Below are 15022 nucleotides of genomic sequence, written 5' to 3'. Positions count from 1 at the left end.
TTGTTGTCTGCGGGTCTCGAGGTGGAGGCCGGCGCCGAGGTACCGGCACCTCGATTCTGCAGTCACGACGGGGCCCGAGGTGGAGGCTCGAGGGGACGATTTGAACACTATTCGTCGAACGTTACTCTGCCAGCCTTAAGACGAAAAGTGGCCCTTCACCTGATGCGTTGTGCGATTATTGCGCCTGAACTTGAGGAGCCAGTGGTGTGGCTCGTAACACATGGTTGTATATTACGCGACCGCGCATGGTGTAAGTTTGCCGATTGCGTCCCTAGTCGTGTGACCGACCACCCTCAGTCTGACCTAGTGGGCGCCTCTTGCCTTTATCCAAGCGGGAGTTTTCAGTGATAAAGGAGTCACGCGTTGGAATCACGCCAAGTGAACCAATACCAGCACCACCCCTCGACCCCACAAGCAGGAGTCACGGCGGAGGGATATAAAAAAACCCTGACTCGACGTCACGTCCAGATGATTGCCATGGGCGGCGCGATTGGTGTTGGTCTGTTCATGGGAGCTGGTGGTCGTTTGGCCACCACCGGCCCCGCCCTGATTTTCTCGTACGCCATTGCCGGGGTCATCGCCTACTTCCTGATGCGTGCGCTGGGCGAGCTCATCATGTACCGCCAGTCTTCGGGATCCTTTGTGTCCTACGCCGGTGAGCTCTTCGGCGCCAAGGGCGCTTTCCTCTCCGGGTGGATGTATGTCCTGAACTGGGCCATGACTGGCATTGCCGAACTCATCGCCATCGGGTTGTACTTCACCTACTTCTTCCCCGGAGTTCCCGTCGAAGCCGCGGCGCTGTGCGCCCTGGGTCTGCTGGTTGCGGTGAACCTATTCAGCGCCAAGGCGTTTGCCGAGTTCGAGTTCTGGGCATCGTTCCTCAAGGTGGCGGCGATTGTGCTCTTCCTGTGCATCGGCATTTACTTGGTGGTGACCAACGCCCAGGTCGGTGACGGACATGCTTCGGTGTCCAACCTCTTTGCCGGTGAGGGTGGCATGTTCCCCCGCGGGTTCATGATCACCATCCTGGTCCTCAACGCCGTCATCTTTGCCTACAACGCCATTGAACTGGTCGGCATCACCGCCGGGGAAATGGAAGATCCGGCCAAGGAAGTGCCGGCCGCCATCCGGGCCGTGGTGGTTCGTATCGTCGTTTTCTACGTCGGTTCGGTGACCCTGCTGGCCATGATTGTGCCGTGGAACCAATACAAGGCCGGGGAAAGCCCGTTTGTCACAGTCTTTGACCAGCTCGGCTGGGGCTGGATCGGTGGCGTGATGAACTTTGTGGTCATCACCGCCGCCCTCAGTTCCTGCAACTCGGGCCTGTACTCCATCGGCCGCATCTTCCGCGCCATGGCCAACAACGGCCACGCACCGAGGTGGCTGACCAAAATGAACAAGCGCTACGTTCCCTACGCGGGCATCCTGGCGATCTCCGGCGTGTACTTCGTGGGCATCATCCTCAACGTCTGGCTGGGCGGAACCTACGCCTTTGACCTGGCGCTGAACACCGCCTCGATCGGAGTGCTGTTCACCTGGGCCTCGATCTTCGCCTGCCAGCTGATGTTGCGCAAAAAGCGCGGCAAGGTTTCTTCGCTGCCCATGCCCGGGTCACCGTACACCAGCTGGGCGGGCCTGATCGCGCTGCTCGTCATCACCGTGCTGATCGGTTTCGACACGCTGACCGGTCCCGACGGCGAGGTCTTTCACCTCGGGCTCTACACCATCGCCTGCATTCCGCTGATTGCCATTGGGCTGTGGTTTGGCTGGCAGAAGGCCAAGCACAATACCGCCAAGAGTGAGCTCTACTCCTAACCGGCGGAACCTCTCCTTTCCTTTCCTTTTACGAGGCATAAAATGACGGGCGGGAGGCCCGGTAGCGGATTGCTCCGCTACCGGGCCTCCCGCCCGTCGATTTTTGACGTGGGAAGGTTCCCTGTCGGGGAAGATCCGCACAATTGATGCTCGGTGTTGTCTCCGGGTGCGCTAAGCGTCGGCATCGGCCAGAATGCCCGTGTCATGAGCATCTGGCACCGCGGTTCCACGCAACGAAGCGCCAGCGGTTTCCGGCATGTACCGGGTGGCCAGCAAGCCAATGAGGCAGGCCGCCATCATGTAGACCGCGGGGAATAGCAAGAACCCGCTGGCATCGATGACGCCCTCGTTCACTATCGCCGCAGTGCCGCCGAAGATGGCGGTGGCCACGTTGTAGGTGACCGCGAAACCGGCAAATCGCACGTGGGAGGGGAACATAGCCGGGAAGGTCGCGGTGATGGTGGCCAATTGCGGGATGTACAGCAGGCCCAAGATGGCAAAGCCGAGGATGGCCAGCGGGAAACTTCTGCCCATCAACCAGAACAGCGGCAGCGCCAAGACAAACAGCCCGACCAGGGATCCGATCCACAAGGGCTTTCGTCCCACCTTGTCGGAGAGGGAACCGGCGAAGGGGATGACCGCCATCATGGCTACCTCGCCGATGAGGATCACCATCAGCGAAGCCTGTGGATCCAATTCCAATTGCCCCTCAAGATAGGTGGGCATATAGCTCAGTAGCGTGTAGTTCACGACGTTTAGTGCGATCACTAGTCCGCTCATGACTAGCATGGGACGCCAGTAACCGCGGATCAGACTGGCCAAGGAACTGTGCTGTTGAACCTCGCCGCGTTCCTCGAGTTCCTGGAAAACGGGGGTGTCTTCAAGCTTGTTGCGCAAGTACCAGCCGATGAGCCCCATGGGCAGGGCGAGCATAAACGGCACGCGCCAACCCCAAGCCATCATTGCTTCATCGCCCAGACCCACCTGCAACAGCAGCATGACGGCAGTGCCCAGTGCGAAGCCGCCCAGCGTGCCGAATTCTAGGAATGAGCCCAAGAATCCACGTTTTTTATCGGGGGCGTACTCGGCCATGAAGGTTGCTGCTCCGCCGTATTCGCCGCCCGTGGAGAAGCCCTGAACCATCCGCAGCAAGACCAATAGCACCGGAGCAAGTATGCCCACCTGCTCAAAGGTTGGCAGCACGCCAATGAGGAATGTGGAGAGTGACATCATCACGATGGTGAGTGCTAGTACGTGTTTGCGTCCGAGTTTGTCGCCCAGCGGGCCCCAGACTAGGCCGCCGATGGGGCGGACCAGGAACGAGAGGGCGAAGGTACCCAACGCCATCAGGGTTCCGCCCTCGGTGGGGAAGAAGTGGAAGGAGATATAGGTGACGGCCACGGCGTAAACGCCGTAATCGAACCATTCGGTCATGTTTCCCATGGCCGAGGCCGCGGTGGCCCGGCGAATTTCCCGCCGCCCATCCGGGGTGGAGGTATCGGGACCGATGGCGTGGTCAAAATCCACGGGATCGGTAGTTGACGATGCGATTTTTGGTTTTGTTTTGGGTTGGCTGTTATCCGGTTGCATGACTGCTCCGTTGCTTTCAGCTTTCCGTCGACCGGATTCCTGCCCAAATCTTGGGGGACTGACTTGGACAGTAACGGTCCACGATCCGGGCGCGGGTGCCCCCGGAGTCGGTCAAGTGGACGACGATACGCCCGTAGGCATTGCGAGTCAACGCGAAGAGGATTGTGTCCCGGGAGGTTGACCCCGAAGGTCGCGGGGTGGGATTGTATTAGTGAACGAATGGTCGGTAATTGTTTCTGGCGTACTCAGAAACAGCTTTTCGGAGCCAACACCGGGAGCCAGAGCGGGATATTTGAGTGGGAAGTATCCGCTGCGAAGTCCCGCGTATGACCCCAAGATAAAAGGAGTTTTGATGACCGAGGCTTACTTGGTGGGCGGAGCCCGCACCCCGGTGGGACGTTACGGCGGAGCACTATCCAGCGTGCGCCCCGACGATCTGGCCGCGCTGGCCATTCGTGCGGCGGTGGAACGCGCCGGCATCAACCCGGCTGACGTGGACGAGGTCATCTTCGGCAACGCCAACGGTGCCGGTGAGGAAAACCGCAACGTGGCCCGCATGGCCTGGCTGCTGGCCGGGTTCGAGGACACCGTCCCGGGCATCACCGTGAACCGCCTCTGCGCCTCTGGGATGAGCGCCATCACCATGGCCAGTCACATGATCAAGGCCGGTGCCGCCGACATCGTCGTCGCTGGCGGGGTCGAGTCCATGAGCCGCGCACCCTGGGTCATGGAAAAGCCGGACAAGGCCTTCGCCAAGCCCGGAGCCAGCTACGACACCTCGATCGGTTGGCGTTTCCCCAACCCCGAGTTCCTCTCCGGTGAACTCTCCCGCGAGGGCAAGACCACCTTCTCAATGCCGGAAACCGCCGAAGAGGTCGCCCAAGTTTTCAACACCAGCCGCGAAGACTGCGACGCCTTCGCCGTGCGCTCCCACGAACGGGCACTGGCCGCCATCGCGGCCGGGCACTTCAAGGACGAAATCGTCCCGGTCATCGTCAAGACCCGCAAGGGTGAGAGCGTCGTTGACACCGACGAGGGCCCGCGCCCCGGCACCACCTTCGAGGTGCTCTCCGCATTGCGCCCCGTGGTCAAGGGCGGCACCGTGGTCACCGCAGGCAACGCCTCAACCCTCAACGACGGCGCCTCAGCGGTCATCGTCGCCTCCGCGGCGGCCATCAAGAAGTACGGACTGGTGGCGCGTGCCCGCATCATCGACGGCGCCTCTGCCGGCGTGGCCCCCGAGATCATGGGCGTCGGCCCGGTTCCGGCCACACGCAAGGTCATGGAACGCTCCGGCTACAAGATCGAGGACCTGGCCGCGGTCGAACTCAACGAGGCCTTCGCCTCGCAGTCGCTGGCCTCCATGCGCGAACTGGGCATCAACCCGGAGATCGTGAACAACGACGGCGGCGCCATCGCGCTCGGGCACCCGCTGGGTTCCTCCGGCTCCCGCATCGTGATCACCCTGCTGGGCCGCCTGGAACGCGAAGCCAAGGAGGGCGGGTCGAAGCTGGGCCTGGCCACCATGTGCGTCGGCGTGGGCCAGGGCTCGGCCCTGCTCATCGAGGGAGTTTAGGCGTGGCTGAGCAGTTGGACACCACGGGCTTGAAGACGCTGAAGGTCACCGAGTCCGCGGACAGGCTGCTGGTGCAGCTTGACCGCCCCGAGGTCAAGAACGCCATCGACCAGTCGATGGTCGATGAGCTGCACGCGGTGTGCACCTATCTGGAGCGCACCCCGAAGGTCATGGTGCTCTCGGGCACCCCGGCCGACGCGGAAACCGGCACCAAGGGCATCTTCGCCTCCGGCGCCGACATTGCCCAGCTGCGGATGCGCCGCCGCGACGACGCGCTGGCCGGCATTAACTCGGGCATCTTCGATCGGCTCGCCAAGCTGCCGATGCCCGTCATCGCAGCTCTCGACGGATTCGCCCTGGGTGGCGGAGCCGAGCTGGCCTACGCCGCGGACTTCCGGATCGGCACCCCCGAATTGCGCATGGGCAATCCGGAAACCGGACTCGGCATCATGGCCGCAGCGGGAGCCACCTGGCGCCTGAAGGAACTGGTGGGCGAGCCGCTAGCCAAGGAGATCCTGCTCGCGGGCAAGGTGCTCACGGGCGAGGAATGCCTGAGAGCTGGACTCATCACCGAATTGGTTCCCGGTGCCGAATTGCTGGCAGCGGCCTCGGCTCTGGCCGACCGCATCGGCAAGCAGGACCCGTTGGCGGTACGCATCACCAAGTCGGTTTTCCATGCCCCGCGAGAGGCGCACCCCGTCATCGACACCCTGGCCCAAGGAATGCTCTTTGAATCCCAGGCAAAATTCGACCGCATGCAAGCCTTCTTGGATAGGAAGAAAAAATGATGGAAACACTTCCCAACTCGCTGCCCGCCAAGGTCGGCGTGCTCGGCGGCGGCCGGATGGGCGCCGGCATTGCCCACGCCTTCCTAGTTAATGGCTGCGACGTCGTGGTCGTTGAGCGCGATGAGGCTTCCGCCCAGGGCGCCCGGGAACGTGTGGAGTCCGCGGCAGCCAAGTCGATCGAGCGAGGATCGGCCGACGGGAACCTAGGCGAGATGCTGTCGCGGTTCGATGTTTCGGTGGACTACGCGGCCTTTGCCGACCGCGGGCTCGTCGTCGAGGCCGTTCCCGAGATCTGGGACCTGAAGGTCTCCTCGCTGAAGAATGTCGAGGAGAACCTCAGGACCGACGCGATCCTAGCCTCCAACACCTCCTCACTGTCGATGAGCGGGTTGGCCGCCGAACTGCAGCGCCCGGAAAATTTCTTAGGCCTGCACTTCTTTAACCCGGTCCCGGCCTCAACCCTGATCGAAGTGGTCATTGCCAAGCAGAGTGCCGAGGAAGTCATCACCAAGGCCCGCGGCTGGGTTGCCGGGCTGGGCAAGACCGCGGTGGTAGTTAACGACGCACCGGGGTTTGCCAGCTCACGCTTGGGCGTGGCCATTGCCTTGGAAGCCATGCGCATGGTCGAGGAGGGTGTGGCCAGCGCACAAGACATCGACAATGCCATGGTGCTGGGCTACAAGCACCCGACCGGTCCGCTCAAGACCACCGACATTGTTGGGCTGGATGTGCGCCTGGGCATCGCCGAATACCTGCACCAGACTCTCGGTGACCGCTTTGCCCCGCCGCAGATTCTGCGCGACCTGGTGGAGCAGGGGCATTTGGGCCGCAAGACCGGGCGGGGCTTCTACGACTGGTCCGAGTCCGCGAGTTAGCACGTGTTTGCCAGACGGAGGGGTGCCGCGTTGTGACTCGGCGCAACGCGGCACCCCTGCTTCATCCGGAGTGATGCATCGGGGCGAAAATGGGTCGGCGCCCAAGTATTCGGTAGCGTGGTGGCAGAGTCGTCCGGGCACAGGGACGACCAGAGTGGAAGGCAAGCACCATGTACGTCGTCACCAACCGCATTGAGGTTCCCGCAGAACGCGCGGCAGCTTTTGAAGAGCGTTTCATTTCCAACATGCGTCATAACCTCCCCAAGGTTCAGGGCCTATCACGCGCGACACTCGATAAGCCGGTAGATCCCGCGGCCGCATACAAGGTGACCATGGAATTTGTTGCGGAGTCAGATTTTATTACCTGGCGAGATTCCGAAGCTTTCCGCACCTCACACGGCCGCCCCGCCAACACCACGCAGGCAGCTTCGAGCCCTGCGGCATCGGCCGAGGCTTCAGCCCCGCGACCCGCCACCGGTCCGGAGCACCACACCCGCCTCGAAACCTTTGACGGCACACAAGCCTAGAAACGACGGAGCAGCGTCATGACTCAATCCGGGGACGAGCCACAGTGGGAGGGCGCAGTCAACGCACGCCACGTGCTGGGCAGCATCTATCGCATGGGCCGACGCGAGTGGCTCACCAGCCTTGGCTGGCAACAAGCCCACGCCGACGGCGTAGAAACGGTCATTGATCTGAGGAACCCCGAGGAGGTACGTCGGCGTCCCACCGATCCGCAGATTGATGCGGCGGCCACCGCCGGAATCCTCATCATTAATGCCCCCACCGAGGAACCCGGACATCCGGTCTTCGAGCGGCTGGCCGTGCCCTATATGAACCATCCGCGGATGTATCCGGTGAACCTCGAGATTTTCCCCGAACGCATAACCGAGGTGTTCCACCAGATCGCTGCGGCCAGAGGAAAGATCGTGCTGCATTGCTCGGCCGGGCGTGACCGCACGGGATTAATTGTCTCCATGCTGCTCAAACTGGCGGATCGGACGGATCTGCTCGAATCCCAATATGCTGCATCACTGCGCGGGATCAACGAGTGGCACAAGATCAGCCCGGTCAAGCACCCGCATGAGTCTTACATCGAGGAGCATGACCTCATCGCTCCGTTGAACGAGCGACTGGAAGCACTCGGAGCCTTTCTCGACTCCCTTGGTGTGGAGTCTTTCCTGCTGGCGAACGGGCTACACCCTGAGGAATTGGAAGCCATCAAACAAAAGCTGGTGTGAGCCAGAGCGGATGCGTGCCCCGGACGCGTCATAGGCTAGGGCCATGACAAAGATTGAACCGTTGGTGTTGCGCGGACCCCTGGTGACACTGGAACCGCTGCGACACGAGCACCATGATGAACTGAGCGAGGCGGTGCGCGACGGGGAGGTCTACAAACTCTGGTACACGGCGGTGCCCACGCCGCAGCTGATGCGCGAGGAGATCGATCGCAGATTGGCGTTGCAAGAGGCCGGATCGATGCTGCCATTTGTGGCCCGGCGCAATGCGGATTCCATGGTGCTGGGCATGACAACGTACATGGACATCGACCCGACCCTGCCCAGAGTGGAGATCGGTTCGACCTGGAACCGAGCCTCGGTGCGCGGGACCGGGACCAACGTTGACTCCAAGCTTTTGCTACTCACCCACGCCTTCGAGGTCCTGGGCTGCCCGGCGGTGGAATTCCGCACGCACTGGATGAACATGGCCTCCCGTGCGGCTATCGAGAGGCTCGGGGCAAAACTTGACGGGGTGTTGCGTGCGCATCGGCGCATGGCCGACGGCTCGCTGCGCGACACCTGTGTTTATTCGATCATCGCCTCCGAATGGCCCCAGGTCCGCTCCGGTCTTCATCACCGGCTTCAGCGGCATCTGGAATCCGCGGCGTAGCATCCCCGGAAGCTGTTCATTGAACCTAAAGGGCTGCCCGGGCCGGTCACCCGAAATCCGGGTGGCCCAAGAACCGCCAATGGTGGCGCTACTTGGGACACCCGGACATTCGGACTGAGTTCGCTTAGAGTCCGCGACCGGCCAACGGGTTGGCCAGCGTGCCGGCGTAGATGAGGCCGCCGGACTGGTCGGTGAGGTCAAGCATCTGCGCGTTATTACGCAGCTGAAGCCGGTTCAGGCAGGAAAGCTCGAAGGACTCGGCAAACAGCTCGAGCGCGTCAAAGGCCTCGGCGGTTTCCGGGTTCCGCTTGCGGTAGGCGAGCAGTCGATCCGCCGCGGTGCCCCAGAACTCATCTTCCGAGCACACGCCCTCGCGCGCCAGTGCCGGAGCCAAGAACCGCAAGAAGCAGTCCACCACGTCGGTAAAGATGACCAGTCGCCGTTCCGGTCCCGTGACCTGGGCGCGGATCCGTTCAACCGCGGGCGGCAGGTCCTGGTGATTTCCGAGCACCGCCACCTCCTCGGCGAGGTCCTTGTGTAGCACGCGCACCGGCACCGAATTCTCCAAGACCAGGATGACGTTTTCCCCATGCGGCATAAAGGCCAGGTCATAACGGCACAGGCAGTGAACCAAGGGTACGAGGTAGGCGTCGAAATAGCGCGTGAGCCATTCGGATCCGGAGAGTCCCGAACGCCGGATGTGCGCAGCGGTTAGTGAGGCGCCGGCGGCGTCGATATGCAGCAGTGAGGCCATCGTGGCCAACTGTTGGGTGGGCTTGATGAGCGCGGCGGGGGACTCGCGCCACAAAGCTGCGAGCATCTTGCGCTGCGGAGCATCGGCACCGGCGGCTTCGAAGAGCGGGGAGGAATACCCGACCGCGGCGATCTCGCGTAAGAGGCCCAGATTTTCGCCGTTGAGCTCAGCATCGCCCGCGAAGACCTCGGTGAGCCACAGGTTGATGGCCGGAGTGCCAGCCATGTAGGCGGCCGATAATCCGCGCATAAAGCCCATGTTCAGCACCGACAATGCCGTCTTGACGTAGTGGCGGCTCGGAGAGCTGCGGTTGAAGAAGGTACGGATGGACTGCTGTGGCTGGTAGCGATCCTCACCGGCACCCAGATGCAGCAGGTGACCGCTGGCGATATCTGCGGCAAAGACCACCGCGAGCTTGTTCTCCCACTGCCAGGGGTGGATGGGCAGCAGGATGAAATCGGCCGGATCCAGCGTGCTACCGGCACAGGCCGCGGTGATCCGAGCCTCAAAAAGCTGCAACTGCGGCCTTCCAAGTTCCTCGGTGAGCAGGGAATTGATATCAAGTCCGGGCAGCGCGCTGAAGTGGGCCCGGGATTTGTGGGCCGCCAGCCATTCCAAGGCGATGACGGCACCGGTTTCCGGAGCGAAGGAGAGGTAATCGTTGGCCCCGAGTCCCAGCCGTCCGTTGTTGGCCACGAAGCAGGGATGTCCCTCGGTCATGGCCGCTTCGGTGCGCTGGAAATCCACGATGGTGTCATCGGTGCCGGCGGCCAGCTCGGCGGAGCTGAGAGTGGAGTGCAATTGTTTATAGCAATGTGAGGCCAGGGTGCTGCTAATTTCCTCGAGGTACACCGGAAGTTGCGCGGCGGAGATGCCCAAGACCTCGCGGAACGTGAGGATAAAGCCGGCCACCTCAACGGCGGCACTGCGTCCCTGAATCTGTACCGAGAGCGAAACCGGGTCGATGATCCAGTGTTCTAGCTGGTGCCGCGTGGCGGTGAACCGGTATTGATGATCGCCGTGATTCACCAGCCAGCCCGTCTCGGTGGCTTCGGGGGTGAGGATCCGCTCATGAGTGAATTCGGCGATGGCCTTGGCCAGTAGATGCCGGTTGGCTACCTCCCAACGTTCGGCGGATAGGTGTGCGGTAACGCTGGAGGCGCGCCCGGTGGCCGCCACAAAGTCCGCTCGTGTGCACCAGGACAGCAGCGCGGTTTTGGCCGGGGTATCGTCGCCGGCCGGCAACTCGATGCGGTGCTGGGCCCGGAACCCGAGCCGGGAGTTCAGTGAGTGGATGGCGGTGTTGGCTGCGTCGGGCTCAACCACCACCCGTAGCACCGCCGGATCGCTGAAGAGGTGGGCCAGCGCGGCTTCCATGACCGCTGCGCTGAATCCCGGTAGGGGACCGTCGGTGCCGGGGCCGGCGAGCAGCAGATGCATTCCCACATCACCGTGTTGGTGGGCGTAGCGCCCGGCCAACACCGAATGCTCGGGGGCGTAGTGCTCCAGCAGGAAGGCAGGAGTCTCGGCGGATTCATGCTCGCTGCCGGTTTTCAGACCCAGTAGCACGTGGTGGTGTGGATCGGCCTCCAAGGCCTCATACGCGTCGCGCACCTGTTGATGGGTGCAGCCCAGCATGCCCCAGTAGCTGGCACGTTCGGTATTCACCCAGCCGTGGAGCAGCGCCGAATCGGTGAGTGGGTCAAAGCGGCGCAGGGTGAAGTCCGTGGCCGCGGGGATGGTGAGACGTTCAAGGGTGGAGATCATGCTCTGGCTCCTAAAAGTGCGGGGGCAGGTTGGTCGCTGGTAGCCGCATCGGGGCTACCGAAGTGCTGGAAGCCGATGCGTTTTTCCACCAAGTAATGTTCGCGGCCCAGGATGCGGTTGATGATCACCGCATTGCGGTACGCACCCATTCCGAGATCCGGGGCGGTAAAACCGTGGGTGTGTAGCTCGGCATTTTGTACGAGGATGTCGCCGGGGGAAGTGATGGCATAGTTGCGATCCACCGCCAGACGCCCGTCGGGCAGCCGGTTGACGCGCTCCCCGAGTCCGGTGAGAAATTCCGGTTCGCGGTAGGCATAGCCGGTGGCCAATACCAAGGTGTCCGTGACGGTGGAGAATTCCCCGCCGTCGTCCTGATTGCGCAGGTTGATGTGCAGGGCACCGTCGTGGTGCTCCACCCCTTGCAGGGCAGTTGCGGCGCGGAGGGTCACCGGGGCATGCCCGGAGACTTCTCGGCGGTAGAGCATCTCGTGGATCTCGTCGATCAGATCCGCATTGATGCCCTTGTACAGCCCCTTCTGGCTGGCGGATAGCGCATCGCGGGTGCCTTGTGGCAGTGAGTGGAAGTGATCGATGTACTCCGGGGAAGTCATCTCCAGGGTCAGCTTGGTGTATTCCAGTGGGAAGAAGCGCGCAGAGCGTGTCACCCATTGCAGGTGTTGATCCGGGCGCAGACTTCCGAGCAGGTCGGCGAAGACCTCCGCGGCGCTTTGTCCGCTGCCCACCAACGCAATGCGGGAGCCGGAGGCGATCGTTTCGCGCGCCGGACGGTAGCCGCTGGTATGCACGACTGCCGGGGAAGAGAGCACACATTCGGGAACGGAGGCGGGAACGTACGGGGAAGTGCCGGTACCCAACACCAGATGCTTAGTGCGTACGGTATGCACGCCTTCGCTGGTATGCACATCGAGCTCGTAGACCCCGTCAGCGAAGCGGGCGGCCGCCACATGGGCGCCGAAGCGTACCGAGGGCAGGCGGGCCGCGGCCCAGCGCAGGTAGTTGTTGTACTCCTCGCGCAGCGGGTAGAAGTTCTCGCGAATGTAGAACGAGTAGAGGCGCCCACTCTCCTTGAGGTAGCTCAGGAATGACAGCGGGTTCGCAGGATCGGCCATGGTCACCAGATCGGCCATGAAGGGAACCTGCAGGTGAGTACCCTCGAGCATCATGCCCGGGTGCCACGCAAATTCCTCGGCACTTTCGAGCACCAGCACCTCCAACCCGTAAATGGGATCGGCCAGGGCCGCGAAGCCGAGGTTGAAGGGGCCGGCGCCAATGCCAATGGCGTCGTAGATGCGTGTGGTATCCAACGTGGTGATGCTCATACCGACACCTCCATCGGTGTGCGCTCGCCGGACAATCGACGGCCGTGGGTCACGATGGCCTCAAGGATGGCGGTGACGTCATTGATGGTGGTCTGTGGGTTAAGCAGCGTGAGCTTGAGGTAGCGCACCTGATTGATGGTGGTGGCGGCCACCATGGCTTCGCCCGAGTCATAAAGCGCGCTGCGGATCTTATTGCTCAGCGGTTCCCCGCCGGTCTCGGGGACCTGCGGCACATAGCGGAAGACCACGGTGCTCAACTGGATCTCAGCGGCCAACTCCAGCTCGGGATGTGCGGTGACAATTTCACCCGCCGCCGTGGCCAAATCCATGACGGTATCAAACATGGATCCCAGCGCGTCGGCACCCAGGGTCCGCAGCGTCACCCAGAGTTTCAGTGCGTCAAAGCGGCGGGTGGTGGCCAGGGACTTATCGACCTGATTGGGTGCGCGTCCCGCCTCGGCGGCCGGGTTGAGGTATTCGGCGTGGTGCGAGACCAACGCCAATGCCGCGCGGTCCCGCACCAGGATGGCGCTGGAACCGATGGGCTGGAAGAACGACTTGTGGAAGTCAACCGTCACGGAGTCTGCTGCCTCGATTCCGGCAAGCATGTCGCGGTGCCGGGGGGAGGCGAGTAAGCCGCCACCGTAGGCGGCATCCACGTGGAACCAGGCATTGTACTGGGCCGCGAGGGCACCAATGTTATGCAGGGGATCGATCGCCCCGAAGTCGGTGGTACCGGCCGTGGCCACGATGGCCATGGCGCGGAATCCGGCGGCCCGGTCCGCTTCCAGGGCGAGTGCCAGTGCGTGCGCATCCATCCGGTGAAGCCCGTCAACGGGGACGGAAACCACTGCCTCGGCGCCCAGCCCCAGCAGGGACGCGGAGGTGGAAATGCTGAAGTGGCTGTCGGCGGAAGCATAGATCCGCAGTCCGGTCAGTCGTTCGGGCAGACTCCCCACAAGTCGTGCCGTTGCGGTGTTGCGGGCCAGCAACATGGCCTGCAGATTCGAGGCGGTACCGCCGCTGGTGAAGACTCCATCGGCGTCGGGGCCAAGGCCCGCTAAGGACGCCGCCCAGTCGATGAGACGCTGTTCGATGAGTGTGGCACCGGCACTCTGATCCCACGTATCCATCGAGGTATTCACGGTGGTGACTAGGGCTTCGGCGGCAATGGCCGGAAGCACGATCGGGCAATTCAAATGCGCCGCATAACGCGGATGATGGAAGTACACGGCGTCGCGGAGGTAAAGCTCGGTCGCTTCATCAAGTGCAGCGGCGGTGCTTCCCAGTGGTGCGCGTAGGTCCACGGCATCAAGCCGAGCACGCAATGCCGCGGGACGTGGTCCGGTGGTGGGGCCGCTGGCCGCCGCGATGGATCGTGCCGCAAGCTGAGCCGCGGCACCGAATTCCTCGGCCATGCGTTCGGCGGTGTCGCTGTCGAGCAAATACTCGGCGGCGATGTCGAAGGGTGTGGACAGGGTCTGCGCCAGGGGACGTGGGGGCGTCATGGGGCTCCTTTAAGATCGGGGATCGCCACGAGACGGTAAGCAAAGGTTATGCTTACCTAACTCGTGCCGTGACATTAAAGACATACGAAAGGGTGTTAATACAACTTAACTTCAATCAACAACCAATAAAGCCCTAGTCGGGCGGGCATAAGTGTCCGTCCGACTGACCTGTACCCGCCACGGGGCGCCGTGGGCCCCAGCGCACGCGTCACACTTCGCAAAGTTGCCCCAAGGCTTCATCCCGCACGATCTGACCTCGGGTGGCGCCATGGGCGTGTCAGTTCCCGGCGGGGTATTCCTGCTCGGTTGAGGTGAAGGTTGTGACGCTCAATTCCATCAAGGACTCCTGCACGTAGCTGACGTCAATCTGGCGGGCACGATGATCCTCCGAAATGCCGAAGCCAAAGCCGGAGGGCCCCTCTGGGGAGCAGGAAGATTTACCGCTACCGACACTCCGTCCCGTCACGTCGTAGACCTCAAAACGTGCATCGATGCTCTCCGAACACGTCATTTCAACGATGATCGAGTCGCCCGACTGTTTTTCGGGCAACTCAAAGCGCATGCCTTGGGCAAGGCGCTCGGCCAGAAGCACCCGTTCGCTCCCGGGAACGGCATGATCGAGAGGGTGTTTTCCCTGCTGCACCTGGTAGGCAACAGAGGACTTATGCAATGCCATGATTCGTTGTTCCAGCCCGTCGGTAGGGCTTAGCTGCGACGGCAATTCAGGCGCTTGCGAAGATGCGGTGATGAGAGGCGGGAGAACTGGTTCCGCGGAACTGGACGGCATGATGGGATCCGCCGAACCGTCGTCAAGGGGTACGCAACCCGTCAACAGTAGTCCCAGACCCGCGAGTCCGGCCACCATCCTTGGAATTCGGTTCATGACCTGAGCCTAGGCAATAAAAGGTGACCTTGGTGAGTCTTTGAGATAACGATCCGAGCCGTTTCGGATTGAGCCGGATCCAGCTACGCCCACCGAGCATTGCCCTGCACTGTGGTGTGGGGAGATCAGTTGACTGTCAAACGTGACCAGTATTGTGCCGCCCGGCGGGATCGGTTAACTACTTTCGAGCCCGAGCGCCAAGCAGGAATTGGGGTGGGACGCCGGTCGATAACCTC

12 protein-coding genes are annotated in these 15022 nt (G+C 62.4%); 7 read left to right on the top strand and 5 right to left on the bottom strand.

What is annotated here, in order from left to right; genetic code table 11:
• The first annotated feature begins 363 nt into the window (after window positions 1-363).
• Window positions 364-1815, top strand: a complete 1452-nt coding sequence (locus KUF55_RS13150; RefSeq protein WP_370630915.1) for an amino acid permease — start codon at window positions 364-366, stop codon at window positions 1813-1815.
• 171 nt (window positions 1816-1986) lie between these two features.
• On the opposite strand, the gene KUF55_RS13145 is transcribed toward KUF55_RS13150, so the two are convergent.
• A complete protein-coding gene (locus KUF55_RS13145) occupies window positions 1987-3405 on the bottom strand; it encodes an MFS transporter (RefSeq protein ID WP_132358955.1) in 1419 nt (472 codons plus the stop codon).
• Between the two features lie 352 nt (window positions 3406-3757).
• Between KUF55_RS13145 and KUF55_RS13140 the strand changes: the two genes are divergently transcribed.
• From KUF55_RS13140 to KUF55_RS13115, 6 genes are all read left to right on the top strand, one after another.
• Entirely contained in the window at window positions 3758-4981 is a 1224-nt protein-coding gene (locus KUF55_RS13140) for an acetyl-CoA C-acyltransferase (RefSeq protein ID WP_218816882.1), read from the top strand.
• Between the two features lie 2 nt (window positions 4982-4983).
• A complete protein-coding gene (locus tag KUF55_RS13135; protein ID WP_218816881.1) occupies window positions 4984-5769 on the top strand; it encodes an enoyl-CoA hydratase/isomerase family protein in 786 nt (261 codons plus the stop codon).
• Window positions 5769-6644 carry a 3-hydroxyacyl-CoA dehydrogenase family protein gene (locus KUF55_RS13130; RefSeq protein ID WP_218818790.1) on the top strand — a complete coding sequence of 292 codons (876 nt, stop codon included), beginning with the start codon at window positions 5769-5771 and terminating at the stop codon, window positions 6642-6644. Before KUF55_RS13135 ends, KUF55_RS13130 begins: the two co-directional genes overlap by 1 nt.
• A 170-nt stretch (window positions 6645-6814) precedes the next feature.
• Entirely contained in the window at window positions 6815-7171 is a 357-nt protein-coding gene (locus KUF55_RS13125) for an antibiotic biosynthesis monooxygenase (protein ID WP_218816880.1), read from the top strand.
• Window positions 7172-7189: 18 nt separating this feature from the next.
• Window positions 7190-7885, top strand: a complete 696-nt coding sequence (locus tag KUF55_RS13120) for a tyrosine-protein phosphatase (RefSeq protein ID WP_218816879.1) — start codon at window positions 7190-7192, stop codon at window positions 7883-7885.
• Between the two features lie 43 nt (window positions 7886-7928).
• Complete coding sequence (locus tag KUF55_RS13115; protein ID WP_218816878.1) at window positions 7929-8534, top strand: GNAT family N-acetyltransferase; 606 nt, start codon at window positions 7929-7931, stop codon at window positions 8532-8534.
• A gap of 124 nt (window positions 8535-8658) precedes the next feature.
• On the opposite strand, the gene KUF55_RS13110 is transcribed toward KUF55_RS13115, so the two are convergent.
• The 4 genes from KUF55_RS13110 to KUF55_RS13095 form a co-directional block, all read right to left on the bottom strand.
• Complete coding sequence (locus tag KUF55_RS13110) at window positions 8659-11055, bottom strand: GNAT family N-acetyltransferase (RefSeq protein WP_218816877.1); 2397 nt, start codon at window positions 11053-11055, stop codon at window positions 8659-8661.
• Window positions 11052-12395, bottom strand: a complete 1344-nt coding sequence (locus tag KUF55_RS13105) for a lysine N(6)-hydroxylase/L-ornithine N(5)-oxygenase family protein (protein ID WP_218816876.1) — start codon at window positions 12393-12395, stop codon at window positions 11052-11054. Before KUF55_RS13105 ends, KUF55_RS13110 begins: the two co-directional genes overlap by 4 nt.
• The gene (locus KUF55_RS13100) at window positions 12392-13903 is read right to left on the bottom strand and encodes an aspartate aminotransferase family protein (RefSeq protein ID WP_218816875.1); all 1512 of its coding nucleotides are present in this window, start codon (window positions 13901-13903) and stop codon (window positions 12392-12394) included. The genes KUF55_RS13105 and KUF55_RS13100 overlap by 4 nt, the downstream gene beginning before the upstream one ends.
• A gap of 277 nt (window positions 13904-14180) precedes the next feature.
• Entirely contained in the window at window positions 14181-14786 is a 606-nt protein-coding gene (locus tag KUF55_RS13095; RefSeq protein ID WP_218816874.1) for a hypothetical protein, read from the bottom strand.
• Window positions 14787-15022 lie beyond the last annotated feature (236 nt).

This window comes from Paeniglutamicibacter sp. Y32M11 (genome assembly GCF_019285735.1).
GTDB lineage: Bacteria > Actinomycetota > Actinomycetes > Actinomycetales > Micrococcaceae > Paeniglutamicibacter.
This window is presented reverse-complemented; position numbering and strand designations above follow the sequence as displayed.

Bases quoted from the DNA above. Each gene is read 5' to 3' on its own strand.
- KUF55_RS13140 (WP_218816882.1), top strand. From the start codon at position 3,758: ATGACCGAGGCTTACTTGGTGGGCGGAGCCCGCACCCCGGTGGGACGT.
- KUF55_RS13130 (WP_218818790.1), top strand. From the start codon at position 5,769: ATGGAAACACTTCCCAACTCGCTGCCCGCCAAGGTCGGCGTGCTCGGC.
- KUF55_RS13105 (WP_218816876.1), bottom strand. From the start codon at position 12,395: ATGAGCATCACCACGTTGGATACCACACGCATCTACGACGCCATTGGC.
- KUF55_RS13110 (WP_218816877.1), bottom strand. From the start codon at position 11,055: ATGATCTCCACCCTTGAACGTCTCACCATCCCCGCGGCCACGGACTTC.
- KUF55_RS13115 (WP_218816878.1), top strand. From the start codon at position 7,929: ATGACAAAGATTGAACCGTTGGTGTTGCGCGGACCCCTGGTGACACTG.
- KUF55_RS13120 (WP_218816879.1), top strand. From the start codon at position 7,190: ATGACTCAATCCGGGGACGAGCCACAGTGGGAGGGCGCAGTCAACGCA.
- KUF55_RS13100 (WP_218816875.1), bottom strand. From the start codon at position 13,903: ATGACGCCCCCACGTCCCCTGGCGCAGACCCTGTCCACACCCTTCGAC.
- KUF55_RS13145 (WP_132358955.1), bottom strand. From the start codon at position 3,405: ATGCAACCGGATAACAGCCAACCCAAAACAAAACCAAAAATCGCATCG.
- KUF55_RS13125 (WP_218816880.1), top strand. From the start codon at position 6,815: ATGTACGTCGTCACCAACCGCATTGAGGTTCCCGCAGAACGCGCGGCA.
- KUF55_RS13095 (WP_218816874.1), bottom strand. From the start codon at position 14,786: ATGAACCGAATTCCAAGGATGGTGGCCGGACTCGCGGGTCTGGGACTA.